The sequence below is a fragment of the Actinoplanes oryzae genome, assembly GCF_030757795.1.
Classification (GTDB): Bacteria; Actinomycetota; Actinomycetes; order Mycobacteriales; family Micromonosporaceae; genus Actinoplanes.
Genome location: NZ_JAUQWH010000027.1, coordinates 1 through 26984 on the forward strand (window position 1 = coordinate 1; position 26984 = coordinate 26984).

General features: G+C 71.6%; 22 protein-coding genes and 2 pseudogenes. 16 read left to right on the forward strand and 8 right to left on the reverse strand.

The window, feature by feature from the left end:
• From RBH18_RS11995 to RBH18_RS12020, 6 genes and pseudogenes are all read left to right on the forward strand, one after another.
• Nucleotides 1–1136: pseudogene (locus RBH18_RS11995) on the forward strand (cyclic nucleotide-binding protein); the annotation flags it as partial.
• 50 nt (nt 1137–1186) lie between these two features.
• Nucleotides 1187–2566 (forward strand): chitinase, encoded by a 1380-nt coding sequence (locus RBH18_RS12000; protein WP_306206931.1) that lies wholly within the window; start codon nt 1187–1189, stop codon nt 2564–2566.
• A gap of 37 nt (nt 2567–2603) precedes the next feature.
• Nucleotides 2604–3443: a patatin-like phospholipase family protein gene (locus RBH18_RS12005; RefSeq protein WP_306206933.1), complete on the forward strand. Its 840-nt coding sequence runs from the start codon at nt 2604–2606 to the stop codon at nt 3441–3443.
• Nucleotides 3440–4501, forward strand: a complete 1062-nt coding sequence (locus tag RBH18_RS12010; RefSeq protein WP_306206935.1) for a 1-acyl-sn-glycerol-3-phosphate acyltransferase — start codon at nt 3440–3442, stop codon at nt 4499–4501. The genes RBH18_RS12005 and RBH18_RS12010 overlap by 4 nt, the downstream gene beginning before the upstream one ends.
• 100 nt (nt 4502–4601) lie before the next feature.
• A complete protein-coding gene (locus tag RBH18_RS12015) occupies nt 4602–5210 on the forward strand; it encodes an ATP-dependent Clp protease proteolytic subunit (RefSeq protein WP_306206937.1) in 609 nt (202 codons plus the stop codon).
• Nucleotides 5211–5360: 150 nt separating this feature from the next.
• Entirely contained in the window at nt 5361–6029 is a 669-nt protein-coding gene (locus tag RBH18_RS12020) for a thrombospondin (protein WP_306206939.1), read from the forward strand.
• 403 nt (nt 6030–6432) lie between these two features.
• Here RBH18_RS12020 and RBH18_RS12025 read toward each other — a convergent pair whose 3' ends face one another.
• Nucleotides 6433–7575 (reverse strand): FHA domain-containing protein, encoded by a 1143-nt coding sequence (locus tag RBH18_RS12025; RefSeq protein ID WP_306206941.1) that lies wholly within the window; start codon nt 7573–7575, stop codon nt 6433–6435.
• A 416-nt stretch (nt 7576–7991) separates the two neighbouring features.
• On the opposite strand from RBH18_RS12025, the gene RBH18_RS12030 reads away from it, so the two are divergent.
• The 4 genes from RBH18_RS12030 (at nt 7992) to rocD (ending at nt 12211) form a co-directional block, all read left to right on the forward strand.
• Complete coding sequence (locus RBH18_RS12030; protein ID WP_306206943.1) at nt 7992–8786, forward strand: hypothetical protein; 795 nt, start codon at nt 7992–7994, stop codon at nt 8784–8786.
• A 324-nt stretch (nt 8787–9110) separates the two neighbouring features.
• The gene (locus RBH18_RS12035; RefSeq protein ID WP_306206945.1) at nt 9111–9893 is read left to right on the forward strand and encodes a hypothetical protein; all 783 of its coding nucleotides are present in this window, start codon (nt 9111–9113) and stop codon (nt 9891–9893) included.
• 169 nt (nt 9894–10062) lie between these two features.
• Nucleotides 10063–10866, forward strand: coding sequence for a dimethylargininase (ddaH, locus tag RBH18_RS12040; protein ID WP_306206947.1), 804 nt, complete (start codon nt 10063–10065; stop codon nt 10864–10866).
• Between the two features lie 136 nt (nt 10867–11002).
• Nucleotides 11003–12211, forward strand: a complete 1209-nt coding sequence (gene rocD, locus RBH18_RS12045; RefSeq protein WP_306206948.1) for an ornithine--oxo-acid transaminase — start codon at nt 11003–11005, stop codon at nt 12209–12211.
• 174 nt (nt 12212–12385) lie between these two features.
• Here the strand turns inward: rocD and RBH18_RS12050 are convergent, their stop codons facing one another.
• Together RBH18_RS12050 and RBH18_RS12055 are read right to left on the reverse strand one after the other, a co-directional pair.
• Nucleotides 12386–13030, reverse strand: a complete 645-nt coding sequence (locus tag RBH18_RS12050; RefSeq protein ID WP_306206950.1) for a hypothetical protein — start codon at nt 13028–13030, stop codon at nt 12386–12388.
• Nucleotides 13031–13420: 390 nt separating this feature from the next.
• Nucleotides 13421–14074 carry a lytic polysaccharide monooxygenase auxiliary activity family 9 protein gene (locus RBH18_RS12055; RefSeq protein WP_306206952.1) on the reverse strand — a complete coding sequence of 218 codons (654 nt, stop codon included), beginning with the start codon at nt 14072–14074 and terminating at the stop codon, nt 13421–13423.
• Between the two features lie 130 nt (nt 14075–14204).
• On the opposite strand from RBH18_RS12055, the gene RBH18_RS12060 reads away from it, so the two are divergent.
• The gene (locus RBH18_RS12060) at nt 14205–15011 is read left to right on the forward strand and encodes an Fpg/Nei family DNA glycosylase (protein WP_306206955.1); all 807 of its coding nucleotides are present in this window, start codon (nt 14205–14207) and stop codon (nt 15009–15011) included.
• A 168-nt stretch (nt 15012–15179) separates the two neighbouring features.
• Here the strand turns inward: RBH18_RS12060 and RBH18_RS12065 are convergent, their stop codons facing one another.
• The 4 genes and pseudogenes from RBH18_RS12065 to RBH18_RS12075 all read right to left on the reverse strand — a co-directional run bounded on the left by RBH18_RS12065 (nt 15180) and on the right by RBH18_RS12075 (nt 19441).
• Nucleotides 15180–16304: a polysaccharide deacetylase family protein gene (locus tag RBH18_RS12065; protein WP_306206957.1), complete on the reverse strand. Its 1125-nt coding sequence runs from the start codon at nt 16302–16304 to the stop codon at nt 15180–15182.
• Nucleotides 16305–16521: 217 nt separating this feature from the next.
• Nucleotides 16522–16671, reverse strand: a pseudogene (locus tag RBH18_RS44105) (pentapeptide repeat-containing protein); the annotation flags it as partial.
• A 272-nt stretch (nt 16672–16943) separates the two neighbouring features.
• Complete coding sequence (locus RBH18_RS12070; protein WP_306206959.1) at nt 16944–18320, reverse strand: FAD-dependent oxidoreductase; 1377 nt, start codon at nt 18318–18320, stop codon at nt 16944–16946.
• Entirely contained in the window at nt 18317–19441 is a 1125-nt protein-coding gene (locus RBH18_RS12075) for a carboxylate-amine ligase (RefSeq protein ID WP_306207047.1), read from the reverse strand. The genes RBH18_RS12070 and RBH18_RS12075 overlap by 4 nt, the downstream gene beginning before the upstream one ends.
• 239 nt (nt 19442–19680) lie before the next feature.
• On the opposite strand from RBH18_RS12075, the gene RBH18_RS12080 reads away from it, so the two are divergent.
• The 3 genes from RBH18_RS12080 to RBH18_RS12090 all read left to right on the forward strand — a co-directional run bounded on the left by RBH18_RS12080 (nt 19681) and on the right by RBH18_RS12090 (nt 23729).
• Complete coding sequence (locus tag RBH18_RS12080; RefSeq protein ID WP_306206961.1) at nt 19681–21039, forward strand: carbohydrate-binding protein; 1359 nt, start codon at nt 19681–19683, stop codon at nt 21037–21039.
• 246 nt (nt 21040–21285) lie between these two features.
• Nucleotides 21286–22524, forward strand: a complete 1239-nt coding sequence (locus tag RBH18_RS12085) for a chitinase (protein ID WP_306206963.1) — start codon at nt 21286–21288, stop codon at nt 22522–22524.
• Between the two features lie 83 nt (nt 22525–22607).
• Complete coding sequence (locus tag RBH18_RS12090; RefSeq protein WP_456237627.1) at nt 22608–23729, forward strand: chitinase; 1122 nt, start codon at nt 22608–22610, stop codon at nt 23727–23729.
• On the opposite strand, the gene RBH18_RS12095 is transcribed toward RBH18_RS12090, so the two are convergent.
• Nucleotides 23713–24414 (reverse strand): DedA family protein, encoded by a 702-nt coding sequence (locus tag RBH18_RS12095; protein ID WP_306206967.1) that lies wholly within the window; start codon nt 24412–24414, stop codon nt 23713–23715. The genes RBH18_RS12090 and RBH18_RS12095 overlap by 17 nt on opposite strands.
• Before the next feature lie 77 nt (nt 24415–24491).
• Here RBH18_RS12095 and RBH18_RS12100 point away from each other — a divergent pair, with 77 nt between their 5' ends.
• Nucleotides 24492–26138, forward strand: a complete 1647-nt coding sequence (locus tag RBH18_RS12100; RefSeq protein WP_306206969.1) for an alpha-amylase family protein — start codon at nt 24492–24494, stop codon at nt 26136–26138.
• A gap of 85 nt (nt 26139–26223) precedes the next feature.
• Nucleotides 26224–26982: a 3-oxoacyl-ACP reductase FabG gene (gene fabG / locus RBH18_RS12105; RefSeq protein ID WP_306206971.1), complete on the forward strand. Its 759-nt coding sequence runs from the start codon at nt 26224–26226 to the stop codon at nt 26980–26982.
• Nucleotides 26983–26984 lie beyond the last annotated feature (2 nt).

The following is a 26984-nucleotide window of genomic DNA, read 5'->3' on the forward strand; positions in this document are numbered from 1 at the left end:
TCGACCTCCACGAAGTAGCCGTGGCCGCCGGCCTGCCGCCGCTGGTCGGCGACCCGCGCCGGATCGCCGGCGGGGGAGTGCCCGTGTCCGGCATGGCCACCGGCGAGGCCTACCCGCCGCTCGCCGCGCCGCCCGGCCCGCCCGAGCACGGCGAGGACCACGACACCGACCGCCGCTTCGAGCGCCGCATGTGGTCGGCCGCCCTGCTCGTCGCCCTGGGCGCGGTGGGCATCACCGCGGTCAGCTTCGCGCCCGCCCCGGCGTGGGCGGAGATGCCCACCGACCGCGCGATGCTGGTGGCCGACGAGGGGACGCTGACGGCGACGGTGGACGGCGTCGGCGTGGACCTGGCCGCGGGCGATCGGCGCTATGTCGACGAGGGCGCGCTGATCGAGGTGCCGAAGGGGGCCACGGCGCGGGTCACGTTCTCCGGCGGCGGCGCGGTGGTCTTCTGCGGCGGGAGCAAGGCGAAGCTGGGTGACCTGCGCGTCGACGGCGACCGGGACCTGACTCCGCACGGGTCGCTCACCGTGCGCGGCGGGCGGGTGCTGGCCGACACGGCGAGCACGAGCGGGGCGTACGAGCCCCTGGTGCTCGACGTGACCCGGCCGGCCGACGTGGTGACCAACCTCGGGGCGGCCTGGTTCGCCGTCGATCCCGAGACGGTCGCCATCGCCGCCGGCCGCGTGTACGTCGACGGCACCCCGACGATGGCGAACGTCACGTCGTTGTCGTGCTCGGACGGCGTACCGGTGGAGCCGCCGGCGGGGACGCCGAGCGCGGCCCCCAGCGACCAGCCCTCGGTGCCGCCCACGTCGGTGCCGCCCACGCCCTCCGGCTCTCCCTCGGCGCCGGCCTCCCCGAGCCCGACGGAAGAGGACGACGAGCCGGTCGCGCCGACCGCGGACCCGACGACGACGGCCCCCGCCGACGACCCCGAGCCCGAGCCCGAGCCGTCCCGGACGACCAGCTCGCCGCGGCCGACCTTCACCCGTCCCACGTCCCGGCCGACGCCGAGCCGGACGACGCCCGCGCCCGCGCCGACCACGACGCCGGCGACGTCGTCCCCGCCGACGGAGTCGAGCGCCTCCGCCTCCGCGGCGGCCTCGGCGTCCGCCTCTGGACAGAGCAGTTAACAAACCTAATAATTGGCCATCGGTCTATATAGACTCGGAGGCCATCCCCCATGCGCCGAACCATCCCCCTCGCCCTCGCCGCGGTGCTCGCGGCGGGCGGTGCCGCCGTCTATGTCTCCTCGTCCGCCAGCGCCGCTGTGGCCTGCGCGCCCGCGTGGTCCGCAGCGCAGGTCTACACCGGCGGCAACCAGGCCTCGCAGTCCGGCCACAACTACACCGCCAAGTGGTGGACCCAGAACGAGAGCCCGGCCACCCACAGCGCCCAGTGGGACGTCTGGGCCGACAACGGTGCCTGCGGCGGCGGCACTACGGATCCGACCACTCCGCCGACGACACCTCCCACGACTCCGCCGACCACTCCACCCACCACACCACCCACCACTCCGCCTCCTTCCGGTGGGACCCTGCCGAAGCACGCGCTGATCGGCTACCTGCACGCGAGCTTCCTCAACGGCTCGGGCTACCTGCGGATGGCGGACGTGCCGGCCGACTGGGACATCATCAACCTCGCGTTCGGTGAGCCGACGTCCCCCACCTCCGGCGACATCCGGTTCAGCCTCTGCCCCGCCTCGGAGTGCGCCGGGGTCGAGAGCGAGGCCGACTTCATCGCGGCGATCCGGGCCAAGCGGGCGGCGGGCAAGAAGGTCCTGCTGTCGATCGGCGGCGAGAAGGGTCAGGTCCAGCTGACGACCACGCAGGCCCGGGACGCGTTCGTCACGTCGGTCAGCGCGATCATCGACAAGTTCGGCCTCGACGGCGTGGACATCGACTTCGAGGGCCACTCCCTGTCGCTCAACACCGGCGACACCGACTTCAAGAACCCCACCACCCCGGCGATCGTCAACCTGATCAGCGCCCTCAAGTCGCTCAAGGCCCGCTACGGGGCCGGCTTCGTGCTGACCATGGCGCCGGAGACCTTCTTCGTCCAGCTGGGCTACCAGTACTACGGCTCGGGCCCGTGGGGCGGCCAGGACCCGCGCGCGGGCGCCTATCTGCCGGTCATCTACGCGATGCGCAACGACCTGACGGTCCTGCACGTCCAGGACTACAACAGCGGCTCGATCATGGGCCTCGACAACCAGTACCACTCGATGGGTGGCGCGGACTTCCACATCGCCATGACCGACATGCTGCTCGCGGGCTTCCCGGTGGCGGGCAACACGGCGAACATGTTCCCCGCGCTGCGCGAGGACCAGGTCGCCTTCGGGGCGCCGTCCTCGGTGAGCGCCGGCAACGGGTACGTGGCGCCGGCGGCGATCCAGCAGGCGGTCACCTGCCTGGTGAAGGGAACCAACTGCGGCGGCTACACGGTGCGCAGCGGGACGAACCCGAGCTTCCGCGGGCTCATGACGTGGTCGATCAACTGGGACAAGTTCTACAGCTGGGAGTTCAAGAACGCGCACGAGCCCTTCCTCAACGGGCTGGGCTGATCGTTCGTCCCCTCGCCGGCGGTGCGACGATGACCGCATGGGTGAGGTGGCATTCGTACTCGGCGGTGGCGGCGTCCTCGGTGCTGTGCAGGTGGGCATGCTGAGGGCGCTGTTCCGCGCGGGCTACCGGCCCGACGTCGTGATCGGCACCTCGATCGGCGCGGTCAACGGCGTGCTGGTCGCCGCCGATCCGAACGAGGCCGTGACGGACCGCCTGGTGCGGCTCTGGTCGTCCCCCGAGGCCGCCGACGTGTACGGGGACAGCATCGCGCGCCAGGTCCGCAGGTTCGCGGCGCGGACCCACCTGCACTCGCCGCTCCCGCTGCGCCGCCTGCTCGCCTCGGAGATGGGCGAGCAGGCGACGTTCGGCGACCTGAAGATCCCGTTCCGGTGCTGCGCCGCGAGCATCGAGCGCGCGGCCGAGCACTGGTTCGACAGCGGTCCGCTGATCGACGCGGTGCTCGCCTCGTCGTCCGTGCCCGGGTTGCTGCCCCCGATGGAGATCGACGGGGAGCACTTCGTCGACGGGGGCATCGTCAATTCCATCCCGGTCGGGGAGGCCGTACGGGTGGGGGCGAAGTTGATCTTTGTCCTGCAGGTCGGAAGGATCGAGCGCCCCCTGGCGGTCCCGCGCCGGCCGTGGGAGGTTGCCCAGGTGGCTTTCGAGATCGCGCGGCGCCACCGGTTCGCCCGGGATGTTGCGTCGCTCCCCGACGATGTACAGGTGCACGTGCTTCCGACCGGGGGCGGCGATCGTCGCGACGACTCGCCGTGGGCGTACAGGGACATGTCGGCGGTGGGCCGGCGCATCAGCCGGGCCTACACCGCCTCCCGCCGCTATCTGGCGGCCAATGTCACGCCGCCGGCCTCCGCATGATGCCGCCGCGCTGGCTCCGGCACTATCTCTTCGCACCGGTCGTCGTCGTCCTCGCCGTCCTCCTGCTCACCACCCTGCCGATCTGGCTCCTGCTCGCCCTGGCGGCCTCCCCCCTGGTGCCCGGCCACCTGCGGGTGCCCCGCCTGATCTTTCTCGCCATCGTGTACGTCGTCTGGGACGCCGCCGCCCTGGTGAGCCTCGCCGCGCTGTGGCTGGCGTCGGGCTTCGGCTGGAAGAAGCGCTCGCCCCCCTTCCAGCGCGCCCACTACGTGCTGACCGGCAAGTTCCTCGGGGCGCTCTTCTGGATCGCCAAGTGGTCGCTGCACCTGTCGATCGACGTGGTCGGCACCGACCCGGACACGGGCATGCCGGGCCGCCCCGAGATCGTGGTCAGCCGGCACGCGGGCCCGGGCGACTCCTTCATCCTCATCCACGCCCTGGTCAACTGGTTCGACCGCGAGCCGCGCATCGTGCTCAAGGCCACCCTGCAGTGGGACCCGGCGATCGACATCCTGCTCAACCGGCTGCCCAACCGCTTCATCTCGCCCGGCCGCCCCGGCAACGGCGACCTCGAGCAGGTGGTCGGCAGCCTCGCGCACGGGCTCGATGACAACGATGCCTTCGTGATCTTCCCGGAGGGCGGCAACTTCACCCCGCAGCGCCGGACCAGGGCCATCGCCTGGCTGCGCAAGCGCGGCATGGAGGACATGGCCGTCCGCGCGGAGAAGATGCAGAACCTCTTGCCCCCGAAGCCGGGCGGCCTGCTCGCGGCGATCGACGCGGCCCCGGACTCCGGCGTGATCTTCGTGGCGCACACCGGCCTCGACAAGATGATCACCGTGGCGGACGTGTGGCGCGAGCTGCCGATGGACAAGCAGCTGATCATGCGCTTCTGGAGCGTCCCGCCGGCGGACATCCCGGCGGGGGAGAAGGAGCGCGTCGAGTGGCTCTACGACTGGTGGGCGCGGATCGACACGTGGATCGAGGAGAACAGGCCCGCGCCCCGGCCGCTGAGCACCGACTGGGGTGCGCGAAAGGCTTCCCGGCTTTCGCCCTGAGGGGAATCAGTGGGCGCCGGTGACCCCGGCGGGGGAAGGTAGGAGAGTCTTGAGCCGGGCCGGTGCGACCGCGGCCCGGCAGGTGCGAGAGGGTGGGTCCATGAGTCTTGACGAGCTGACGATGCGTGGGGGCGGCGCCTCCTTCGACGACCAGGTCTTCGATCGGCTGCTGCGGGAGCGCATCATCTTCCTCGGCAGTGAGGTCAACGACGAGGTGACCAACCGCATCTGCGCCCAGATGCTGCTCCTGGCCTCCGCGGACAGCGAGAAGGACATCGCTCTTTACATCAACTCGCCGGGCGGCTCGATCAGCGCCGGCATGGCTGTCTACGACACGATGCAGTACATCAAGAACGACGTGGCCACGATCGCGATGGGCATGGCGGCCTCGATGGGGCAGTTCCTGCTCTGCGCCGGCACGCCGGGCAAGCGCTACGCGCTGCCGCACGCGCGCATCATGATGCACCAGCTCTCCGGCGGCATCGGCGGCACCGCGGCCGACATCGCCATCCAGGCCGAGAGCATGCTGCACATCAAGAAGGTCATGAACGAGCGCATCGCCTTCCACTCGGGCCACACCCCCGAGGAGATCGAGCGCGACTCGGACCGCGACCGCTGGTTCACGGCGACCGAGGCCAAGGACTACGGCCTGGTCGACCACGTCATCTCGAAGGCGGCCGACGTGCCGAACTCGTCCGCGCTGGTCTGACGGACAGTCTTCTTCGGACCTGGCTTCTTCGCAGGTCAGCACGTGTTGTGCGCCGAGGGCGCGCGGGTGACCGCGCGCCCTCGGGTGTTCTTGCCGAGCCGTCGGGGTATAGCCATGGCATTCCCCCGAAGGTTCGAAGGAGGTGCTGACGTGAGGATCCCGACGTTCTCCCGCCAGACCGGCACCACGACCGAGACCGACGACCGAGCCCCCGTCGGCGCGCGATCCGACGCCCCCGCGGCGACGTCCGCCGACCATGCTGCCGCTTCCCGTGACCTCTCGCGTCCGTCGCACTCGCACTCTCCCGCGCACGCCGCGGACCGCCGCGACGACGACCCGACGACCGTCCGGATGGATCCGGTGCGGGAGCGCGACACGCTGACCGACGTCCGGACCAACTCGCGGCCCGGCACTGCGCCCGACGCGCGGACCGACTCGCGGCCTGGCGTGCGGCCCGATGAGCGGCCGGCGCCGGCTCCCGTGGCGGCCGGGCCGAAGCCGCGGGCCAGCCTGCTCGCCACGCTCGGCCTGATCACCGGGGTGGCGGGCGCGCTGCTCGTGCTCTCCGGCCCGCTGCTCGGCTACGGCATCGGCGTGGCGGGGCTGGCCCTGGTGCTGTCGGTGGCCGGCATCCGCGCGACCCGCAAGCGGCACATCGCGGGCAAGACCGACGCCCTGATCGGCATGGTGCTCGCCCTCGGCGCGATCGTGGTGGGCGTGCTCGCCCTGACTGGGTCGCTGTCCTGGCTCGGCACCGACCTGCAGCCGGTCACCTCGCTGCGAGAGTGGCTCGACACACAGTTTGTGAATCGCTTCTGACGGGTATCAGACATTTGCCGGTGGCGATGCGCCCCGGTGAACCCCTCGGAACCGGGCCGGCCAAGAGCCGGTCCGCCCCGAAACCGTCCGGCGGTGCGCTGGACTGCGCGGAACACGCCGATCGGCGATCATCGTCGGCCGACTCGGGGCTGGAACCGCATTCGTTGTGCGGGGGCGGCGGTTCGCCGCCCCCGACGCGACTCCCGGGCCTGCTCAGCGGGCCCTTTCGCGTGTCCGCTCGGCCCGTGCTTTCCGTCCGGCCGGCAGTTCGCTTCTGCTTCCTCCGGCTCGCGGTTTCGCTTTTCCGGTCGGCCCGCCGCAATGGCCGGGTCAGCGCTCGAAGCGGATGGCCGGGTCGGCGCTCGAAGCGGATGCCGGGTCAGCGCTCGAAGCGGATGCCGGGTCAGCGCTCGAAGCGGCGCATCGCCATCGTGGGGGCCTCCGCCATGACCGAGTGCGGCTGGACGACGCCGCCCGTGGCCCACAGCTTGGCGCGGCCGACGTGCACCTGGGCGTAGAGCTCGACCACGTCGTTGGGCGCCAGGGTGCGGGTCTCGTCGCGGTTGAGCGTGATGCGGTCGTCGTCGTCCGGGGAGCCGCCGGGGCGGATGCCCGTGCCGTTGGTGCTGACGTCCTGCGCGCTCAGCTCGCCGCCGCGCAGGGCGAAGCGCACGTGGCCCCGGCTGATCCACTTGCGGGCGTCGTCGGTCAGCCACTGGCCGAGCATGACGCCACCGCCCTCGGGGGCGCGGCCGACCACGACGGGATTCTCCGTCGAGACGACGAAGCGCTGGCGGACGACGCCGTCGATGCGCACCGACAGCACCTCGACGGGCGGGCGCGGGCCGGCGTCGCGCAGGCGGGTGCCGTGGCGGGGGCAGGTGGGCACGCCGGCGCGCAGGGCGGGCGGCGGCTGGGAGACCGGGCTGGTCGTCTTGCGCATGTCGGCGAAGGGGCTGTCCGGGTCGCCGCCGCCACCATAGGCGGTGCAGGTCTCGGGGCAGCCCCAGACGCGGGACAGCAGCTTGCGGCCGAGCGGGGAGGGCTCCGCCACCGGGGCGGGGGTGCCGTGGCCGACGCGTGCGGTCAGGACCGGGCCGCCGTTGCCGGGGACCGCGGCGAGGATGCGGCCGGGCTCCTGCACCCAGGGGTGCCGGTCGGCGAAGCGCTCGGCGCGGGTGCGCGTGATGACCGGCAGGCCGAGCAGCTCGGCGACCTCGAGGACGCGGTTGTCGACCTGGGGGACGACCTCGACCACGCCGTCGTCGGCCCAGCGGCGGACCACCATGCGTTCGTTGGACGTCAGGTCGGCGTCGGAGAGCAGGCCGCGCGGGACGACGGCGTAGACGGGGACGTTCTCCTCCGCCACGTGCCGGCTGAGCGCGTCGATCACCAGGCCGAGGCGGAGCATGCTCGCGGGGCGGCCGCCGTCGAAGTCCGCGTAACGGACGATCTCGGCCAGGTCGATCACGGCCCGGGCCAGGGCGGGGTCCGTCGTGAGTTGCCGCTCGATGGCGTCGAGGACCTTGCTGACCTCGAATCTCAACGTGGCCTCCCGTCGTGGGCGCTGTGGCTGACCGGGCAATCATGCCGTCTGCTGACCGGGCCAATCATGCCGTCTGCGCCGGGCCCGCGGCCAATCAGGTGCATGACGAAGCCGTTTCGTCCCTTCGGGGACCCGTCGTCCGCCTCGGTGAATGAAGAAGATCGTCACTCTGCGCACTTGTGCTGCCGACACTGTGCTCCGGCCCGCGTGGTCCGGAGTACCGATCGGGTGATGTGGGTCGATGACGGCGCCGGCCGCGGTGTGGTGCTGCTCACGGCCGTACGAGGGCTCCCGGCCCTGTCCTGGTACGCGGCGAATGTGGCGGTCGGCGTGCGCGAAACGGGGTCGGTTTCTGTCGCACCTCTTCGCTACCGTGAGCGCCGACATCGAGGAACACGGGGGGACGAAGAATGCGCATGAGGACTCGACGGCCGTTGATCGCCGGGCTCGCCCTGGCCGCCGCGCTGGGCCTCACCGGCTGCGCGACGAACGACACCGCGACCACGGGGGCCGGCGCCGGCGTCGGAGCCCGGCAGGCCGGTGGGGAGCAGTCGCCCGAGCGGGAGCTGGCCGCGGCGACCGCCAAGCTCGCCGAGAACACGATGAAGGTCGACATGGACATGGCCGGCGCCATCGCCATGCGGGGCTCGGCCGACGGCCGCACCGGCGACGCCGAGCTGACCATGGACATGGGCGCGGCCGCCCAGGGCAGCACGATGGTCATGCGCAAGGTGGGCGACGACATCTACATGAAGGTCGGCGGCTCGCTGGCGAGCGCGTTCGGCGGCAGCTCCGGCAAGGACTGGATGCACATCGACGCGGCCAAGGTGGCGAACAGCAGCCTCAGCGTCTCCGACGAGGGCGACCCGGCCGGCACCCGGGCCCTCCTGCAGGCCGCCACCGGCGTCGAGCGGGTCGGCACCGACGGCTTCAAGGGCACTCTCGACCTCACCAAGGCCGAGAGATACAAGGACAACAAGGAAGCCCTGAGCGCCCTCGGCGACAAGGCCTCCAGTGTTCCCTTCACGGCGAAGAAGGACGGCGAGGGCCGCCTCGTCGAGATCGCCATCGACCTGAGCGGCATGGGCGCGGGCAGCGGCATGATGAAGGCCACCTACCACGACTTCGGCACCGAGGTCGACATCAAGGCGCCGCCGGCGTCCCAGGTGCAGGAGATGCCGAGCCAGCTCACGAGCATGTTCGGCAACTGACGCCGAGGGCCCCGCGCGCAGGCCCGTGTCGTTCGCGGCGCGGGCCCCTCACGGCGGGACAGTTCGAGACAGGCACCGGGTCCCGCGCTCCGGATGCGGTGCCTGTCTCGTGTCCGCGGTCCGGGGGGCGCCACCGGATCGACGGTCACCGCTCGGCCCGGGTACGGCCACGGGGTGTGATGGGGCGGATGTGTCCTAAGTGGTGTCGTTTGCGGGGCGGGGGAATCGGGCATGTGCGGTGCGGACCGGCGTCAGACCGGCGCGCGGCAGGCAGGGAGGACTCACATGCGGACGCCACGATGGGCTGGGCTCGGGCTCGCTTCGATGGCTGCGGTTGCGCTCGCCGCGGGCGGATGTTCCACCGACAGTGACGGGACGCCGAGTGCCGGGGTCTCGGGCGGCGTGTCCCTGTCGCCGGCGCCGGGGGCCTCCGCGAGCGTGGGCGCCGCCGACCCCGCCGCCGCCGAGGCGCTGGGCGCCGCCACGGCCAAGCTGGGCAACACGAGCTTCAAGGTGACGGCGACGTCGGGATCCGGCTTCGAGGTCGTCGGACTGATGGACCCGCCGAACAGCGCCGGCACCGTGACGCTCACGGCCACCGGGCAGAACACCGAGGTGCAGGTCAAGTCGCTGCTCGTCGGTCAGGACCTCTACGTGAAGGTGCCGGGCATCACCAAGGGTGACACCTGGACCCACGTGGACGTGTCCCGCCTGCCCGAGGGGGCCAACGTCGGCCTGCGCCCCGGCCAGATCGACCCGGTCAACACCTCGCAGCTGCTGACCTCCACCACCGACGTCCGGCAGACCGGCGCCGGCAGCTACGCCGGCACGCTCGACCTGACCAAGGCCGCCAACGTCGCCGGCGTGGACCAGAAGGCCGTCACCACCTGGGGCGCCCAGGCGAAGAACGTGCCCTTCACCGCGGGCGTCGACGACCAGGGCCGGCTCTCCGCCCTGACGATCCAGCTGCCCGCCGTCAACGGCCAGCAGGCCCAGCCGCTCGAGGTGCTCTACACCGACTACGGCACCAAGGTCGACGCGCAGCGCCCCGCGGCCGCGCAGATCACCGAGGCGCCGGAGGAGCTGTACACGAGCCTCGGCAAGTAAGGCTCACCCCGGAGGGGCGGGATCACCGGGCGACCGGGGTCCCGCCCCTCGCCCTTGCCCGGCGTACGCAACGAATCGTCGCAGGCGGCCCCGAGGACGCAACGTTCCGCCGGGGGACGCAACGGTGATCAGGGGTCTCAGCAGGGCTTTCGCGCTTAGCGTATGGCGCATGACGACCGCTGCCGCCCGGCGCTGGCTGATGTGCCGGCCCACCTACTTCGCTGTCACGTACCGGATCAATCCGTGGATGGATCCGACGGCGCCGTACGACAACGCGCTCGCCGTCGCCCAGTGGGAGACGCTGCGGCAGACGTTCCTGGACCTCGGGCACACCGTCGAGCTGATCGACCCGGTGCCCGGGCTGCCCGACATGGTGTTCGCCGCGAACGGCGCCACCGTGGTCGACGGCAAGGTGCTCGGGGTGCAGTTCCGGGACGCGGAGCGGGCCGACGAGGCGCCCGCGTACAAGGCCTGGTTCGAGCGCGCCGGCTTCGACGTCACCGACCCGAAGCACACGAACGAGGGCGAGGGCGACATCCTGCTCGCCGGTGAGGTGCTGCTCGCCGGCACCGGCTTCCGGACGTCGCACGCGGCGCACGCCCAGACACAGGAGGTGTTCGGGCGGCCGGTGATCACGTTGCAGCTGGTCGACCCCGCCTACTACCACCTCGACACGGCGCTGTGCGTCCTCGACGAGCGCAACATCGCGTACCTTCCGTCGGCGTTCTCGCCCGGGTCGCAGGCCGTGCTGCGCCGCCTGTTCCCGGACGCGGTGATCGCCACGCCCGCCGACGCCGCCGTGCTGGGGCTGAACGCGGTGAGCGACGGCCGTACCGTCGTCCTGCCGGCGCAAGCCACCGACCTGGCCGCGGCCCTGCGCGAGGCCGGGTACGAGACGATCGGGGTCGACCTGAGCGAGCTCCGCAAGGCCGGCGGCGGACCGAAGTGCTGCACGCTGGAGGTCAGGGCATGAGCGACTGCACCGAGCGGCACCCGGCCGCGCCGTCTGGAGGCCAGGGCATGAGCGACTGCACCGAGCGGCACCCGGCCGCACCGTCGGACGGCCTCGCAGGCGAGGGCCAGGAGCGCATGCCAACCGGAGGCACAGCATGACCGACCTTGAGATGCGGACCCCTGGCGCCCTCGCCGACGCCGAGCGGTGGACCGCGCACAACTACCACCCGCTGCCCGTCGTGATCGCCGAGGCCGAGGGTGCCTGGGTGACCGACGTGGACGGGCGGCGCTACCTGGACTTCCTCGCCGGCTACTCGGCGCTGAACTTCGGGCATCGGCACCCGGCCCTGATCGCCGCCGCGCACGCGCAGCTCGACCGGCTCACGCTGACCAGCCGCGCCTTCGTGCACGACCAGTTCGCGGACTTCTGCCGGGGGCTCGCCGAGCTGTGCGGCAAGGATCTCGTGCTCCCCATGAACACCGGCGCCGAGGCCGTCGAGACCGGCATCAAGGTGGCTCGCAAGTGGGGCTACCGGGTGAAGGGCGTGCCCGACGGCCGGGCCGAGATCATCGTCGCCGCGAACAACTTCCACGGGCGCACCACGACGATCGTCAGCTTCTCGACCGATCCGGACGCGCGGGACGACTTCGGCCCGTACACCCCTGGTTTCACGATCGTCGGATACGGCGACCTGGACGCGCTCGCCGCGGCCGTCACCGACCACACAGTCGCGATCCTGCTCGAGCCGATCCAGGGCGAGGCCGGCGTCCTCGTGCCGCCGGCGGGCTACTTCGCCGGCGTGCGGCGGCTGTGCGACGAGCGCGGCGTCCTGCTGATCGCCGACGAGATCCAGTCGGGGCTCGGGCGGACCGGCAAGACCTTCGCCATCGAGCACGAGGGCGTGGTCCCGGACATGTACCTGCTGGGCAAGGCGCTCGGCGGCGGCATCGTGCCCGTCTCCGCGGTGGCCGCCGACCGCGAGGTACTCGGCGTGCTCCGGCCCGGCGAGCACGGCTCGACCTTCGGCGGCAACCCGCTGGCCTGCGCGGTCGGCGCGGAGGTCGTGCGGCTGCTGGCCACCGGCGAGTTCCAGGACCGCTCCGCGCGCCTCGGCGCCCGCCTGCACGAGGGCCTGACCGCCCTGATCGGCAAGGGCGTCCTCGCCGTCCGCGGCCGCGGCCTGTGGGCCGGCGTCGACATCGACCCGGCGCTGATGACCGGTCGCGAGGCCGTCGAGCGCCTCGCCCACCGCGGCGTGCTCGCGAAGGACACGCACGGGTCTACGATCCGCCTCGCGCCGCCGCTGGTGGTCACCGAGGAGGAGATCGACCACGCGCTGGTCCAGCTGCGGGAGATTCTCTAGCCTTTTATGAATACGTGCTACGGCAGGTCGCGTGGCTACACCGCGACCTGCCGTTGTCCGCACGCCTTTGCCGCGAGCGCCGGGCTCAGCTGCCCGCCTCGCGCTCACCCCGAACCCACGACGGTGCGCGCCGCGTGAGGGGCGCCCACTTTCGCGCAAGCCCCGGCCGTGCGCTCATCCCAGGCCGGCGGCGGCCTCGTAGCGGCGGCGCGTGTCCGCCATCTCCGCTTCGGACAGCGCCTCCGTCATGGCGAGCTGGGCGTACCGGGGCGGGAACATCTGGCGCAGCCGGTCGACATACTTGACCTGCGGCGTGGCCTCGACCACCCGGATGCCCGGCGGCTCGGTGGCCATGTCCACGACCAGCGGGCCGGCGAGCTTGACCGCCACGTCCCACGGGCGCTTCTGCTCGGCGACGCCGCAGAAGTGGAAGCCGTAGACCGTGCGGACGGCGGTGATCGTGGTGGCCGCGGCCGGCTCGTACCCGTAGACGCGGACGCCGCACACCACCGGAGCCGCCGCCGGGGCGCTGTGCCCGGCGTGGTGGTGCTGTTCGGGGCTCTGCTGTTCGAGCGTGCCGCGCATCCGGGACATGATCTGGTCCTGCAGACTCGGCGGCTCCGCGGCGGCCTGCGCCCGCGCCGGGTCCCCAGCGCTCTGTGCGCGCGCCGGGTCCCCAGCGCTCTGTGCGCGCGCCGGGTCCGCGGCGGTCTGTGCGCGCGCCGGGTCCGACTCCGTTCCGGACGTGCGGGCCAGGGCGATCGCGCCGCCCGTCACCGCCAGGATGACGGCCACTCCCGCGAAGCGGTTCAGGCCCATGGCTGCTGCTCCTCCCTGATCGACCGGCTGCCCCGCGAACGTGCAGCTCGACCGGCTGCCCCGCGAACGTGGCAGCGCGGCTGGTGCACGCCGTCCCGCGGAGTCACGCTCGCGGACGGCTGTCTGCATGTCGCCGATCGCGGCCGGGGGTTGGCTTGTGTCTGGTGGCGCAGGCCGTCTGCCGTGGCGCCGGCCGTCTGCGGTGGCGCCGGTTGTCTGCCGTGGCGCCGGCTGTCTGCGCATCGCGGCCGGCGGATGGCTCGTGGCCGGCTGCGACGGGTGGCTGGGCGGCGCGGGTCGTGGCCGGCGGACTGGTTGTGGCGGGCGGCGGTGGGGTTCCGGCCCGGGGCGGCTGGACGGACGCCCCGGGCCGGGAGGGGATGGCGTGGATCAGCCGAACGTCACGTCGCTGCACCACATGTAGGCCTGGTCGAGGTGCGAGGCCTGCCAGATGACGAACAGGATGTGGTTGCCGGTGTAGCCGGAGGTGGAGATGTTGAACGAGATGTTCTGCGCCGGGGCGTACCTGCCGGTCTGCGTGATGAAGTCGAGGTTGCTCCAGCCGAGGGTCTGGGTGGCCGGGTTGTACCCCTGCTTGCTGACGTAGACCTTGAAGTAGTCGGCGCCGTGGCTCGCCTGGTCGTAGAGCTGCACGGTGAAGTTGTTGCTGACCCGCGTGGTCTTCCAGGCGCCGGGCTTGTTCAGGCTGTCGTTGCGGGTGAGGCCGTTGCTGCACAGCTGCCCGTTCGGCGTCTTGGCCTCGAACTGGCCGCCGAGGCCGTCGCGCAGGGCGCTCATCCAGTTCCACATGGTGTCCGGGTTGGCCTGGAAGGCCTGCCAGCACATCGGGTCCTGCGTCTGCATGGCCGGGTTGGTGTGCTGGCTGCCCCAGGTCTGCCAGCACTGGTACGCGCGGCTCGCCGGGTTGACGATCGTGCCGTGTGCCTGGGCCGGCCCGGCCCACGACAGCAGGCTGATCATGGTGGCCAGCGCCACAGCCAGCACGAATACCGGCCGCCGGACGGCTGAGCGGGATGTGTCCACGTGATGTCCTCCGTTCCAGGGGGGTGGGAGCGCTCCCAGCATTGCAGGTATGTTTCGTAATATCAACGTTGATCTATCTCAGACGGTCTCGAATGGCGGAGAAGCGGACAGCTGGCTAGCGTTGTCCGACGTGCCTGAGGGACATACGATTCACCGCCTCGCCGCCCGCCACCGCGAGCTCTTCGCCGGGCAGGCCATCGCCGTCGACAGCCCGCAGGGCCGCTTCGAGGCGGGCGCCGCGCTGCTCGACGGGCGTCGCCTGGCCGACACCGAGGCGTACGGGAAACATCTGCTCCACCACTACGACGGCGACGCGACGGTCCACATCCACCTCGGGCTCTACGGCAAGTTCGCCGACGGCGAGCTCCCGGCGCCCGCGCCCGTGGGGCAGGTCCGGCTGCGCATGGCCGGCGAGCGACACTGGCTGGAGCTGCGCGGGCCGACGGCGTGCGAGGTTCTCAACCCGGCCGAGGTGGCGGCGCTGCGGGCGCGGCTCGGTCAGGACCCGTTGCGCGACGACGCCGAGCCGGCGCTGGCGTACGCCCGGATCGGCGGCAGCTCGAAGACCCTGTTCTCGCTGCTCATGGATCAGACCGTGGTGGCCGGGTGCGGGCTCATCTATGCGAACGAGGTGCTCTTCCGGGCCGGGCTCGTCCCCACGCTGCCGGGCCGCCAGGTGAGCGCGGAGCTGTGGCAGGAACTCTGGGACGACCTGCGCGCGCTGATGAAGGAGGGCGTGGCGCGGGGCCGGATCGACACCGTGCACACCGAGCACACCCCCGAGGCGATGCGCCGGGCGCCGCGGGTGGACCGGCACGGCGGCGAGGTGTACGTCTACCGCCGCCCGGGCCAGCCGTGTCTGGTCTGCGGCACGCCGGTCGCCCGGGGCGCGATGGCCGGCCGCAACCTCTACTGGTGCCCGTCCTGCCAGAAGTGAGCCCGGGCCCGGCGACATGACGCCCCGGCTCCGCGGAAGCCGAGGAACCAGGGCGAGACGTCAGTCGGTCGGGCGGGAGCGGGCGAGACGTCAGCCGGCGTGGGCGGGCGAGGCGGGGCCGGCGAGGCGTCAGCCGGCGGGGCGGGCGAGGCGGGGGCCGGCGAGGCGTCAGTCGGCGGGGTCCGGCGAGGCGGGGGCTGAGGGCGACGGGCGTTCCGCTCCGGCGGCACCCGCGGGCGGGGCCGAGGAGGCCGGGGCGGCGGGCGCGGTCGGCGCCGGCGGGATGCCGGGCAGGCCGAGTGTGAAGCGCTTCTGCAGCCACGGGATCAGCGTCTCGTACGCCTTGATCGTGTCGGGCTGGTTGAAGTCGTGCGACAGCACGATGGCGCCGGGCGTCGTGTGCTTCTGGACGTTCTTGACGACCCGCTCGATGTGCTCGTCGTCCTTCTCGCCCTCGGGATGGTCCCAGTCCGCCGGGTCGACCTGCCAGTAGAGCGAGGTCATCCCGTCGGCGTAGGCCGTCTGCACCAGCGCGTCGGTGAAGTTGCCGCCCGGCGCCCGGAAGAACGGGATCTCGGCGCCCGGGACGGCGGCGCGGATGGCGGCGTTGGTGCGGGCGAGGTCGGCCCGGATCTGCGCCGGCTTGTCCTTGCCGATCGTGAGGCTGTGGTCCCACGTGTGGTTGCACAGCGTGTGGCCGGCCGCGGCGATGTCGCGCACGATGTCGGGGTGCCGGGCGACCTGCTGGCCGACCAGGCAGAAGGTCGCCTTGACCTGGTACTTCTCCAGCATCGCCAGCAGCTTGGGCGTCTGCTGCGGGTCGGGGCCGTCGTCGAAGGTCAGCGCGACCGTCGATGAGCCCGTGGTGCGCAGCGACTGGCCCGGCCCGTCGCCCGGCGGCACCAGCACGGTCTGCGCCGCGGCGGCCGGGGCGGTCGAGGCGCCCGGTGACGCGGCGGGGACGGCGTGCGTGGGATTCCCGGACGGGCCCGGGTCGGTGCCCTGCTGCGCGCCGGCCGCCTGATCGGAATCGCCGGAGACCGGCTTGCCGGCGGGGGCGTCCGCGGCGTCCTGCGGCTTCGTCTTCGGCTTGCTGGTCGCGGTGACGGCGTGGTCGGCGGCGATCGGGTTGACCGTCGTGTCGCCGCCGCGCTGCTGCATCGGCAGGATCACCGCGACGAGGCCGGCGACGACCAGCGAGCCGAGCAGCAGCGACTGGCGGGTGCGGCTCAGCGTGCCCGAGCCCGGGGCGCGGTGGGCGCCGCCGGAGCGCACGCCGGGCAGGCCCCGCACGGTGACGACGGGCTGGTCCGGGTGCGAGTGGCGGCCGCGGGGGGCGTCCGCGCGGCGGGACGCGCGCGGGCTCGGGCCGAGCGCGGCGCGGCGACCGCCGGCGATTCGCTCGAACCCGGACGTGCGGAACTCCGAAGACTCGGGCCGCCGGTGCCGCCCGAGCGAAGGCTGCGAGCGATCGGCTGCGGGCTGCTGAACCCGCGAAAACCCGCCGGTGTCACTGCTGAGAGCCGACCCGGGTGCGGCGGAGACCGGTGCGGCGGAGACGGGCGCAGCGGAGACGGGCGCAGCGGAGACGGGCGCAGCGGAGACGGGCGCAGCGGAGACGGGCGCGGCTGAGGCGAGCGCGGCTGAGGCGGGCGCGGCTGAGGCGGGCGCGGCCGAGACCGGGCGTGCCGAGGGCCGGCCGGAGGAGCGCGAATCACGCGAAAGGGCGCCGCTGACACGGGCGCGCGGGGCCGGCCCGGCCGCATGACGCGGCCCGCTTCCGGTCGCCGTACGTTTGGGGGGTTGCGGCGGCATTCGTCATGGATACCGTTTCGCTCGATCAAAAACGATACCAATATCGTGTACGCACAATTACCCCGAGTCATTGACGCAGGTGAACCCTGTGTGATCGATGCCCGTCGACAAGGCGACTCAGCGTGAAGCGTGCACCTCGTCGGTCGCTTTCCGGGCCGCGATGAGGACCGGATCCCACACCGGGGAGAACGGCGGCGCATAACTCAGATCGAGCGCCGTCATCTCCTCGACCGTCATCCGGTTCCAGATCGCGATGGCCAGCGAGTCGATCCGCTTGGCCGCCTCCTCGCGCCCGACGATCTGCGCGCCGAGCAGCATTCCCGTACGCCGCTCCGCGATCAGCTTGATGACCATCGCCGTCGCCCCGGGGTAATAGCCCGCGCGACTGGTCGACTCCACGGTGGACGTGACGAACTCGAAGCCCGCCTGCCCCGCTTCCTTCTCGGTGAGCCCGGTCCGGGCCACTTCCAGTTCGCACACCTTCGTGACGGCCGTGCCGATGACGCCGGGGAAAGTCGCGTACCCGCCGCCGAGATTGATGCCCGCCACCCGGCCCTGCTTGTTGGCGTGGGTGCCGAGCGGGGCGTGCAGGGGGCGCCCGCTGATCCGGTGCACGGTCTGCACGCAGTCGCCCGCGGCCCACACGCCGGGCACGTGTCCCTCCGGCCCGACGACCCGCATGCGCAGATCGGTCTTGAGTCCCCCGGTCGGGCCCAGCGGGATGCCCGCCTCGGCGGCGAGCGCGGTGTTCGGCCGTACGCCCAGCCCGAGCACCACGATGTCGGCCGGCAGCGTCCCGTCGTCCGTGACCACCGCGCGCACCCGGCCGCCGGCGGTCTCCAGGCCGGTGACGTGCGTGTCCGTACGTACCTCGATGCCCAGTCCGCAGATCGCGTCGCGGACCCGGCGGCCCATGTCGGGATCGACCGTGGACATGGGCTGCGGCGACTTCTCCACCAGGGTCACGTCGAGCCCGCGGCGGACCATCGCCTCGGCCATCTCCACGCCGATGTAGCCGCCGCCGATCACGACCGCCCGCTCGCACGCCCGCGACGAGAGCCACTCGTTGATGGCGGTGCCGTCGTCGAGCGTCTGCACCCCGAAGATGCCCCCGGCGTCCAGCCGCGCCCAGGAAGGCGTCACGGGGACGGCTCCGGCCGCGTACACGAGCTCGTCGAAGCCCTCCCGGCGCTCGCCGCCGCCCACCAGGTCCCGCGCGATCACCTCGCGCTTGTCGAGGTCGATCCCGACCACCTCGTGCCGCAGGCGCACGTCGATGCCGGCCGCCGCGAACTCCGCCGGGGTCCGGGCGATCAGTGCGTCGCGGTCCTTGACGGCTCCGCCGATCCAGTACGGGATCCCGCACGCCGAATAGGACGCGAAGTGGCCCCGCTCGAACGCCACGATGCTCAGCTCGTCGGGCCCCCGGCGCTTGCGGGCCTGCGACGCGGCGGACATGCCCGCCGCGTCGGCGCCGACGACCACCAGTCTCACAGCTCGGGGGCGCCCTTCGTGGTGGCCGCCAGCCAGTCCACGAGGTCCGAGACGCCGGCGCCCTGGGAGAGCAGTGCCCGCTGCCGGGCCGCCCCGGTGCCGTGCGAGCGCAGCCGCCCCATGAGGATCGTCGCCATCTCGAGGTCGCCGTGGCGCTCGAGCTCGGGGCGTACGTAGTCGAAGAGCTGGCGCATCAGCCGCCACGCCGGGCGCGGCTCGCGGGTGGCCATGTCGATGTTGAGGCCCTCGAGCCCGTCCTTCGCGGCCCGCCAGTGCGCGGCCATGAGCAGCGGGTGCGGCACGTCGGGGGCCGGCTTGCCGTCCTGCACGTCGCTGAGGATCGTCGCCACGAGCGCCCGGGCGAGCGCGGCCAGCAGCAGCGTGTCGTCGAGCGAGGGGCAGACGTCGCCCATCCGGATCTCGACCGTGGGGTAGTTGGCGGAGAGGCGGGCGTACCAGTAGAGCATGCCCTCGTCGAGCGCGGCGCCGCTGGCGATGAGGTCGGAGATCATCGTCAGGTAGTGGTCGTGCGACTGGAGATAGGGCGTCGGGCCGACCGTGGGCCAGCGCTCCCACTGCATCGAACGCCAGCTGGCGTACGTGGTGTCATGCCCGGCCCACAGCGGCGAGTTGGCCGTTGCCGCCTGGAAGATGGGCAGCCAGGGGCGCAGGTGGTTGAGGATCTGCACGCCGGTCTCCGGGTCGGGGACGCTGACGTGGACGTGCATGCCGCACATGCCGCCGCCGGGGGAGAGCTCGCCGAAGCGCTCGCGCATCCGGTGGTAGCGCGGCTTGTCGACCACGCGGGCGTTCGGCCCGGCCGCGGGGGCGGTGCCGACGGCGAGCAGCCGGACGCCGGCGGCCTCCGCGGCGCTCGCGATGCCGGAGCGCAGGTGCCGCAGCGATTCGTAGAGCCCGCGCAGTTCGAGCTGCGGCGGGCTGGCCGTCTCGATCTGGCTGCGCATGAACTCGTGCTGCACCGCGTCGGCGAGCTCGTCGGGAACCTGGTCGAAGACCTCCTCGACCGCCTCCACCGCGCGCGGCTCGACGGCGTCGACCAGGAGGTACTCCTCCTCGACGCCGAGGGTCAGCAAGCCCTGCGACTCGGCCTCGTCGCGCATCTCCTCGGAGATCGTGGTCGATCCTGCTGCGGTCTCCGAAGTCGCCATGCGCCGCAAGGTACCCCCCGGGGTCGGCCGGAAAACGAAAGGTCGATCCATGCCTATCGCGTCCGGCGCCCCGGTGTTGCGTTTCGCCCCTTTTATCGCCCGACCGTGCATTGACGGTGTTGCATATTGACGCACGCCCGTAATGGTTCTGAAACTTGAGGGAGAGCGCTCTCACGGTCAAGGAGCAGTCCATGAGAATCCGTTTCGCCCTGGTCGCAGGCGCGGCCGTCCTCGCTGCCCCCGTCGTCCTCACCGCCACCGCCGACGCCGCCCTGCCGCCCCCGCCCTCCGGCTGGACCCAGGTCTGGGCGGACGACTTCACCGGAGCGGCGAACGCCCTGCCCAGCTCCGACAACTGGATCTTCGACACCGGCACCAGCTATCCCGGCGGTCCCGCCAACTGGGGCACCGGGGAGATCCAGAGCTACACGACCAGCACGAGCAACATCAGCCAGGACGGGTCCGGCAACCTGCGGATCACGCCGGTCCGCAGCAGTTCGGGCCAGTGGACGTCGGCGCGCATCGAGACCCGGCGCAGCGACTTCAAGCCCGCGGCCGGCGGGGTGCTGCGCATCGAGGGCCGCATCCAGATGCCCAATGTCACCGGCGCGGCGGCGGCCGGTTACTGGCCCGCCTTCTGGGCGCTCGGCGCGCCCTATCGCGGCAACTACCAGAACTGGCCGGCCATCGGCGAGTTCGACGTCATGGAGAACGTCAACGGGATCAACTCCGTCTGGGGCGTGCTGCACTGCGGCGTCAACCCGGGCGGTCCGTGCGGCGAGACGAACGGCATCGGGGCCAGCCGGGCGTGCCCCGGCTCGAGCTGCCAGTCGGCCTTCCACACGTACGCCTTCGAGTGGGACCGCGGCGTCAGCCCCGAGCAGCTCCGGTGGTACGTGGACGGCCAGCAGTTCCACACGGTCACGTCCAGCCAGGTCGGCGAGCCGCACTGGTCCAACATGACCTCGCACAACGGCTACTTCCTGCTGCTCAACGTGGCGATGGGCGGCGGCTTCCCGAACGGGGTGGCTGGCTCCGCGACGCCGACGGCGGCCACGGTCTCCGGGCGCCCGATGCTGGTGGACTACGTCGCCGTCTACACCCGGGGCGGGGGAGGGACCACGCCGCCGCCGTCCGGTGGCACGCGCGACGCCTACGGCACCATCGAGGCCGAGTCGTACGACGCCGCGTCCGCTGTGATCAAGGAGACGGCTTCGGAGGGCGGCCAGAACGTCGGCGCCCTCGGGAACGGCGACTGGCTGCAGTTCAGCAACGTCAACTTCGGCTCGTCGGCGCCGCGTGACTTCCTGGCGCGGGTGTCCTCCGGTGCCGGCGCCAGTGTCAGCGGACTGGTCGTGGTGCGCATCGACAGCCGGTCCAACGCGCCGATCGGGTCGTTCGCGTTGTCCAATACGGGCGGCTGGCAGTCGTGGCGCTCGGTGCCGGGCAACGTGAGCGGGGTGACCGGGGCGCACACGGTCTTCCTGACCTTCTCCAGCGGCCAGGCCGCGGACTTCGTCAACGTCAACTGGTTCCAGTTCCGCCGCTAGGGTCTTCCCCACTCACGCACGTAGCCGTGCGTGCGGGGCCGCTCAGGGCCGGTCACGGCCCTGGCCCCGCACGTGCGGCCCTCGGCGTGAGCGGCGGTCCGTACGCCCCACCCAGCTACGACATCCGAATTTTGATCTTGATCTGGACGTTAACTGGAAATTAAGTTGGCCAATACCTTTACAGGCTTTGTTAAGAGTCCTAATAATTGGGCCACCCCCCATCCCCCTGGTGGAAGGCCCATCCCCATGCGCCGATCCCTTCCCCTGGCCGTCGCCGCCGTCGTCCTGACGTCCGGCGCCGGCCTCTACCTCGCCACCGGGGCGAACGCGGCAGTCGCGTGCGCCCCGGCCTGGTCCGCGTCGCAGGTCTACACCGGCGGCAACCAGGCCTCCCAGTCCGGCCACAACTACACGGCCAAGTGGTGGACCCAGAACGAGTCGCCGGCCACGCACAGCGGCCAGTGGGACGTCTGGGCCGACAACGGCGTCTGCGGCACCGGCGGGACCGACCCGACCACGCCGCCGACCACGCCGCCCACGACACCGCCGACCACGCCGCCGACCACGCCGCCTCCCTCCAACGGGACGTTGCCGGCGCACGTGGTCACGGGTTACTGGCAGAACTTCGACAACCCGGCCCAGGAGATCAAGCTCGCGGCCGTCCCGGCCACGTACGACCTCGTGGCCGTCGCCTTCGCGAACGCGACCTCCACGCCCGGCGCGGTGAGCTTCGCCGTCGACCCGGGGCTGGCGGCCAGCGTGGGCGGCTACACCGACGCGCAGTTCAAGGCGGACGTCGCCACGCTGAAGAGCCGCGGCAAGAAGGTCATCATCTCGGTCGGCGGCGAGACCGGCACGGTGTCGGTCAACGACGCGACCGCCGCGACCAACTTCGCCAACTCCGTCTGGTCGCTGATGCAGACGTACGGCTTCGACGGCGTCGACATCGACCTGGAGAACGGCGTCAACCCGACCTACATGGCCCAGGCGCTGCGGAGCCTGCGCACCAGGGCGGGTTCGGGGCTGATCATCACGATGGCCCCGCAGACGATCGACATGCAGAACCCGGCCGGCTCGTACTTCAAGCTCGCGCTGGACATCAAGGACATCCTCACGATCGTCAACACGCAGTTCTACAACTCCGGCGCGATGCTCGGCTGCGACCAGAACGCCGCGTACGGGCAGGGCTCGGTCAACTTCATCGTCGCGCTGGCCTGCATCCAGCTCGAGGCGGGTCTGCGGCCCGATCAGGTCGGGATCGGCGTGCCGGCGACCACCAGCGCGGCCGGCGGCGGCTATGTCTCGCCCGCCGTCGTCAACCAGGCCCTCGACTGCCTGGCCCGCGGCACGAACTGCGGCTCCTTCAAGCCCCCGCGCACCTACCCCGGGCTGCGCGGCGCGATGACCTGGTCCATCAACTGGGACGTCACCGCCGGCAACGGCTGGGCGAACGTCGTCTCCCCCCACGTCCACGCTCTTCCCTGAAGCTGGAGATCCCCCACGTGAAGAAGTCCCTCCTGGCGGCCCTGGCCGTCACCGTCGCCGGCGGCGCCGCGGCGATCATCCCCATGACGGCCTCGAACGCGGCCGTCGCCTGCGCCCCCGCCTGGTCCGCCAGTGCCGTCTACACGGCCAGCAACCAGGCCTCGCAGTCCGGCCACAACTACACGGCCAAGTGGTGGACGCAGAACGAGTCGCCGGCCACGCACAGCGGTCAGTGGGACGTCTGGGCCGACAACGGCGCCTGCGGCGGCGGCACCACGGACCCGACCACCCCGCCGACCACGCCGCCCACCACCCAGCCCCCGTCGACCGGCACCAAGATGGCGTCGGCGCCGTACATCTACCCGGGCTGGGGCAACCCGCCCGCGCCTTCGACGGTCATGAACGCCACGGGCATCAAGGCTTTCACCATCGCCTTCGTGCTGGCCAACGGCTGCAACCCGGTGTGGGACGGCGAGGGCGGCCTGACCGGCGGCGTGCACGCCAGCACGATCAACGCGATCAAGGCGGCCGGCGGCTCGGTCGTCCCGTCGATCGGCGGCTGGAGCGGCAACAAGCTGGGCCCGAACTGCTCGACGCCCGAGGCGCTCGCCGGCGCGTACCAGAAGGTGATCGACGCCTTCGGCCTGCAGGCGATCGACATCGACATCGAGAACACCGACGAGTTCGAGAACACGGTCGTCCAGGACCGCATCCTCAACGCGCTGAAGATCGTCAAGCAGAAGAACCCGTCGGTGAAGACCATCCTCACCTTCGGCACCTCGCCGACCGGCCCGAACTACTACGGCACCCGGCTCGTGCAGCAGGCCAAGGCGCTGGGCGCGAACATCGACATCTTCACCCAGATGCCGTTCGACTTCGGCGGCGGCAGCGACATGTACGGCGCCACGGTCGGCGCCTCCGAGGGTCTGAAGAACCTGCTCAAGACGACCTTCGGCTACACCGACGCGCAGGCCTACAGCCACATGGGCATCTCCGGCATGAACGGCCTGTCCGACCAGCAGGAGCTGACCAGCACGGACACCTGGACCCGGATCCGCGACTACGCGAAGACCAACAACTTCGCGCGGTTCACCTTCTGGGCCGTCAACCGGGACCGCGGCTGCGCCGGCGGCGGCGTGGTCTCCGACTGCTCCGGCATCGCCCAGGGCGACTGGGACTTCACGCGGATCAGCGCGGGCTTCTGATCTCCTCCTCGTCCGTCGCGCGGTCCTCCGGGGCCGCGCGACGGCGCTTGCGCACCTTCTTCACGACCCAGCTGACGACCATGTAGAGGATCAGCGCCCAGATCGCGTAGTCGAACCAGTGGCTGTACTTCTCGACGTTCTGCCAGCGCTCGCCGAGGGCGTAACCGCCGCCGACGAAGAGCGCGTTCCAGACGCCGCTGCCGATCGCGGTGAGCAGCGTGAAGAGGCCGAGCCGCATGTGGTTGGCGCCGGCCGGGATCGACACCAGGCTGCGGACGACCGGGGCGATCCGGCCGAAGAGCACGGCGACCTTCTCGTGGCGCTCGAACCACCGGTCGGCCTTCTCCAGGTCGTCCGCGTCGACCAGCGGGATGTGGTCGAGCCAGCGCTTGAGCCGGTCCTCACCCACGCCCCGGCCGAGCCAGTAGAGCAGCAGGGCACCGACCACCGAGCCGGCGGTCGCCGCGGCCCACATCAGGATCAGGTTGCCCTTGCCCTCGCTGGCGAGGTATCCGGCCAGGGACAGCACGATCTCGCTGGGAATCGGCGGGATGATGTTCTCGAGGGCGACGAGCAGGCCGACGCCGAGCGCGCCCAGCGAGTCGATGACGGACGCCACCCAGCCGGTCAGCCCCCCGGACTGGGTCAGGTCGGCCTCGGCGGCGAGGAACTGGGGGACGCTCATGACTCTCTGCGTACCCGGGGCGACCCGAAAGAATCCCTGGTTTCCCCGCGGCGGGCGGTGGGGGATGTAACAGGGCCATGAGCGACCGGTGGTACGAGAAGGCCGTCATCTACTGTCTGGACATCGACACGTTCGCCGACTCGGACGGCGACGGGGTCGGCGACATCCGGGGACTGATCGGGCGGCTGGACTATCTCGCCCGGCTGGGCGTCAACACCCTGTGGCTCAACCCCATCCACCCGACGCCGGACCGCGACGACGGCTACGACGTGTCGGACTTCTACAACGTGGACCCGCGCTTCGGCAGCCTCGGTGACTTCGCCGAGCTGCTGCACCAGGCGGGCAACCGCGGCATCAAGGTCATCATCGACCTGGTCGTCAACCACACGTCGGACCAGCACCCGTGGTTCCAGTCGGCGCGGTCGTCGCCCGACTCGCCGTACCGGGACTGGTACGTCTGGAGCGAGACCCAGCCGCCGGACCGCCACCAGGGCATGGTCTTCCCCGGCGAGCAGGACACGACCTGGACCTACGACCGGACCGCCAAGCAGTGGTACTACCACCGCTTCTACAAGTTCCAGCCGGACCTCAACATCGAGAACCCGCAGGTCCGCGAGGAGATCAAGAAGATCTGTGCGTTCTGGCTGCAGCTCGGGGTGGCCGGCTTCCGGATGGACGCCGTACCGTTCATCATCGAGGAGACCCGGCCCGGCAACCCGGCGCCGCCCAAGGACCTCGAGTTCCTGAGCGAGCTGCGCCAGCACATCCAGTGGCGCAAGGGCGACGCCGTCCTGCTCGCCGAGGCCAACGTCGAGCCCGACGAGCTGAAGCACTTCTTCGGCGACGACGGCGGCTCGTCGAACCGCATCCACATGCTCTTCGACTTCATGCTCAACGGCCGGCTGATGCTCGGCCTGGCCCGCAAGGACCCCGAGGGCATCATCGACGCGCTGCGCGACGCCCCGAAGCTGCCCGCGGGCGGCCAGTGGGCGACCTTCCTGCGCAACCACGACGAGGTCGACCTCTCCCGGCTCACCGCCGAGCAGCGTGCCGAGGTCTTCGCCGAATTCGGGCCGGACGAGAACATGCAGCTGTACGGCCGGGGCATCCGCCGCCGCCTCGCCCCGATGCTCGGTGGCGACCGCCGGCGCATCGAGCTGGCCTACGCGCTGCAGTTCAGCCTGCGCGGCACGCCGGTGATCCGCTACGGCGAGGAGCTGGGGATGGGCGAGGACCTGTCCCTGGACGGGCGCAACGCCATCCGTACGCCGATGCAGTGGTCGTCCCTGCCCAACGGCGGCTTCTCGACGGCGGCGCCCGACCAGCTGGTGCGGCCGGTGATCTCCGGCGGCGACTACGGCTACGAGACGGTCAACGCCACGCTGCAGCGCCACGATCCGACGTCGCTGTTGTCGTGGTTCGAGCGGATGATCCGTACGCTCCGGGAGACGCCGGAGGTCGGCAGCGGAAGCTGCACCCACGTCGACGTGCCGGTGCCGCACGGCGTGCTGGTGCACCGCGCCGACGCCGACACCGGGTGCATGGTCTTCCTGCACAACCTCGGCCCGGACGACGCCGTGGTGGACCTGAGCTCGCTGGCCGAGGAGGCCGAGTTCCCCAACGACATCCTCGCCGACCAGGAGTACCCGGAACCGGACAAGTTCGACGCCCTGCCGGTGGCCGGCTTCGGGTACCGCTGGATCCGGCTGCGCCGCTACGCGTGAGATCTTGCACTCGGCCTGACAATTGTTCACCGGCCGGAAACACATCGATAGAGTCGGTCTCACATCGACCATCGGGAGGCCACGAATGACCCAGCCCAGCCGGGTAGCGATCGTCACCGGAGCCGCGCGCGGGATCGGGGAGGCGACCGCGCGCAAACTGGCCGGGGACGGCCTCGCGGTTGCCGTCGTCGACCTCGACGAGGGTGCCTGCGCCAGCACGGTGACGGCGATCCACGACGCGGGGGGCACCGCCCTCGCCGTGGGCGCCGACGTCTCGGACGCCAAGCAGGTCACCGCCGCCGTCGAGCGGGTGACGGCCGAGCTCGGGGCCCCGACCGTGCTGGTCAACAACGCCGGTGTGCTCCGCGACAACCTGCTGTTCAAGATGACCGACGACGACTGGGAGACCGTCATGGCGGTCCACCTGCGCGGCGCGTTCCTCTTCAGCCGGGCCGTGCAGAAGCACATGGTGGACGCCGGCTGGGGGCGCATCGTCAGCCTCTCCAGCACATCCGCGCTGGGCAACCGGGGCCAGGCGAACTACGCGGCGGCGAAGGCCGGGCTGCAGGGCTTCACCAAGACGCTGGCGATCGAGCTCGGTCGCTTCGGCATCACCGCGAACGCGGTCGCCCCGGGGTTCATCGTGACCGATATGACCGCCGCGACCGCCGCGCGGGTCGGCGTCGACTTCGCGGATTTCCAGAAGGCGGCGATCGGTCAGATCCCGGTCGGCCGGGCGGGCCGTCCCGAAGACGTGGCGAACACCGTATCCTTCCTGGTCAGTGAGGGCGCCGGATTCGTGTCCGGTCAGGTGATCTATGTCGCCGGGGGTCCTCGCGCCTAGTG

What these genes read in the sequence shown, in the direction of transcription:
- RBH18_RS12095 (WP_306206967.1), bottom strand. Translation starts at nt 24,414, where the DNA reads ATGAGCGTCCCCCAGTTCCTCGCCGCCGAGGCCGACCTGACCCAGTCC.
- RBH18_RS12075 (WP_306207047.1), bottom strand. Translation starts at nt 19,441, where the DNA reads ATGCGCGACGAGGCCGAGTCGCAGGGCTTGCTGACCCTCGGCGTCGAG.
- RBH18_RS12015 (WP_306206937.1), top strand. Translation starts at nt 4,602, where the DNA reads ATGAGTCTTGACGAGCTGACGATGCGTGGGGGCGGCGCCTCCTTCGAC.
- ddaH (WP_306206947.1), top strand. Translation starts at nt 10,063, where the DNA reads ATGACGACCGCTGCCGCCCGGCGCTGGCTGATGTGCCGGCCCACCTAC.
- RBH18_RS12035 (WP_306206945.1), top strand. Translation starts at nt 9,111, where the DNA reads ATGGCTGCGGTTGCGCTCGCCGCGGGCGGATGTTCCACCGACAGTGAC.
- RBH18_RS12090 (WP_456237627.1), top strand. Translation starts at nt 22,608, where the DNA reads ATGACGGCCTCGAACGCGGCCGTCGCCTGCGCCCCCGCCTGGTCCGCC.
- RBH18_RS12005 (WP_306206933.1), top strand. Translation starts at nt 2,604, where the DNA reads ATGGGTGAGGTGGCATTCGTACTCGGCGGTGGCGGCGTCCTCGGTGCT.
- RBH18_RS12080 (WP_306206961.1), top strand. Translation starts at nt 19,681, where the DNA reads ATGAGAATCCGTTTCGCCCTGGTCGCAGGCGCGGCCGTCCTCGCTGCC.
- RBH18_RS12000 (WP_306206931.1), top strand. Translation starts at nt 1,187, where the DNA reads ATGCGCCGAACCATCCCCCTCGCCCTCGCCGCGGTGCTCGCGGCGGGC.
- RBH18_RS12100 (WP_306206969.1), top strand. Translation starts at nt 24,492, where the DNA reads ATGAGCGACCGGTGGTACGAGAAGGCCGTCATCTACTGTCTGGACATC.
- RBH18_RS12030 (WP_306206943.1), top strand. Translation starts at nt 7,992, where the DNA reads ATGAGGACTCGACGGCCGTTGATCGCCGGGCTCGCCCTGGCCGCCGCG.
- RBH18_RS12010 (WP_306206935.1), top strand. Translation starts at nt 3,440, where the DNA reads ATGATGCCGCCGCGCTGGCTCCGGCACTATCTCTTCGCACCGGTCGTC.
- rocD (WP_306206948.1), top strand. Translation starts at nt 11,003, where the DNA reads ATGACCGACCTTGAGATGCGGACCCCTGGCGCCCTCGCCGACGCCGAG.
- RBH18_RS12050 (WP_306206950.1), bottom strand. Translation starts at nt 13,030, where the DNA reads ATGGGCCTGAACCGCTTCGCGGGAGTGGCCGTCATCCTGGCGGTGACG.
- RBH18_RS12085 (WP_306206963.1), top strand. Translation starts at nt 21,286, where the DNA reads ATGCGCCGATCCCTTCCCCTGGCCGTCGCCGCCGTCGTCCTGACGTCC.
- fabG (WP_306206971.1), top strand. Translation starts at nt 26,224, where the DNA reads ATGACCCAGCCCAGCCGGGTAGCGATCGTCACCGGAGCCGCGCGCGGG.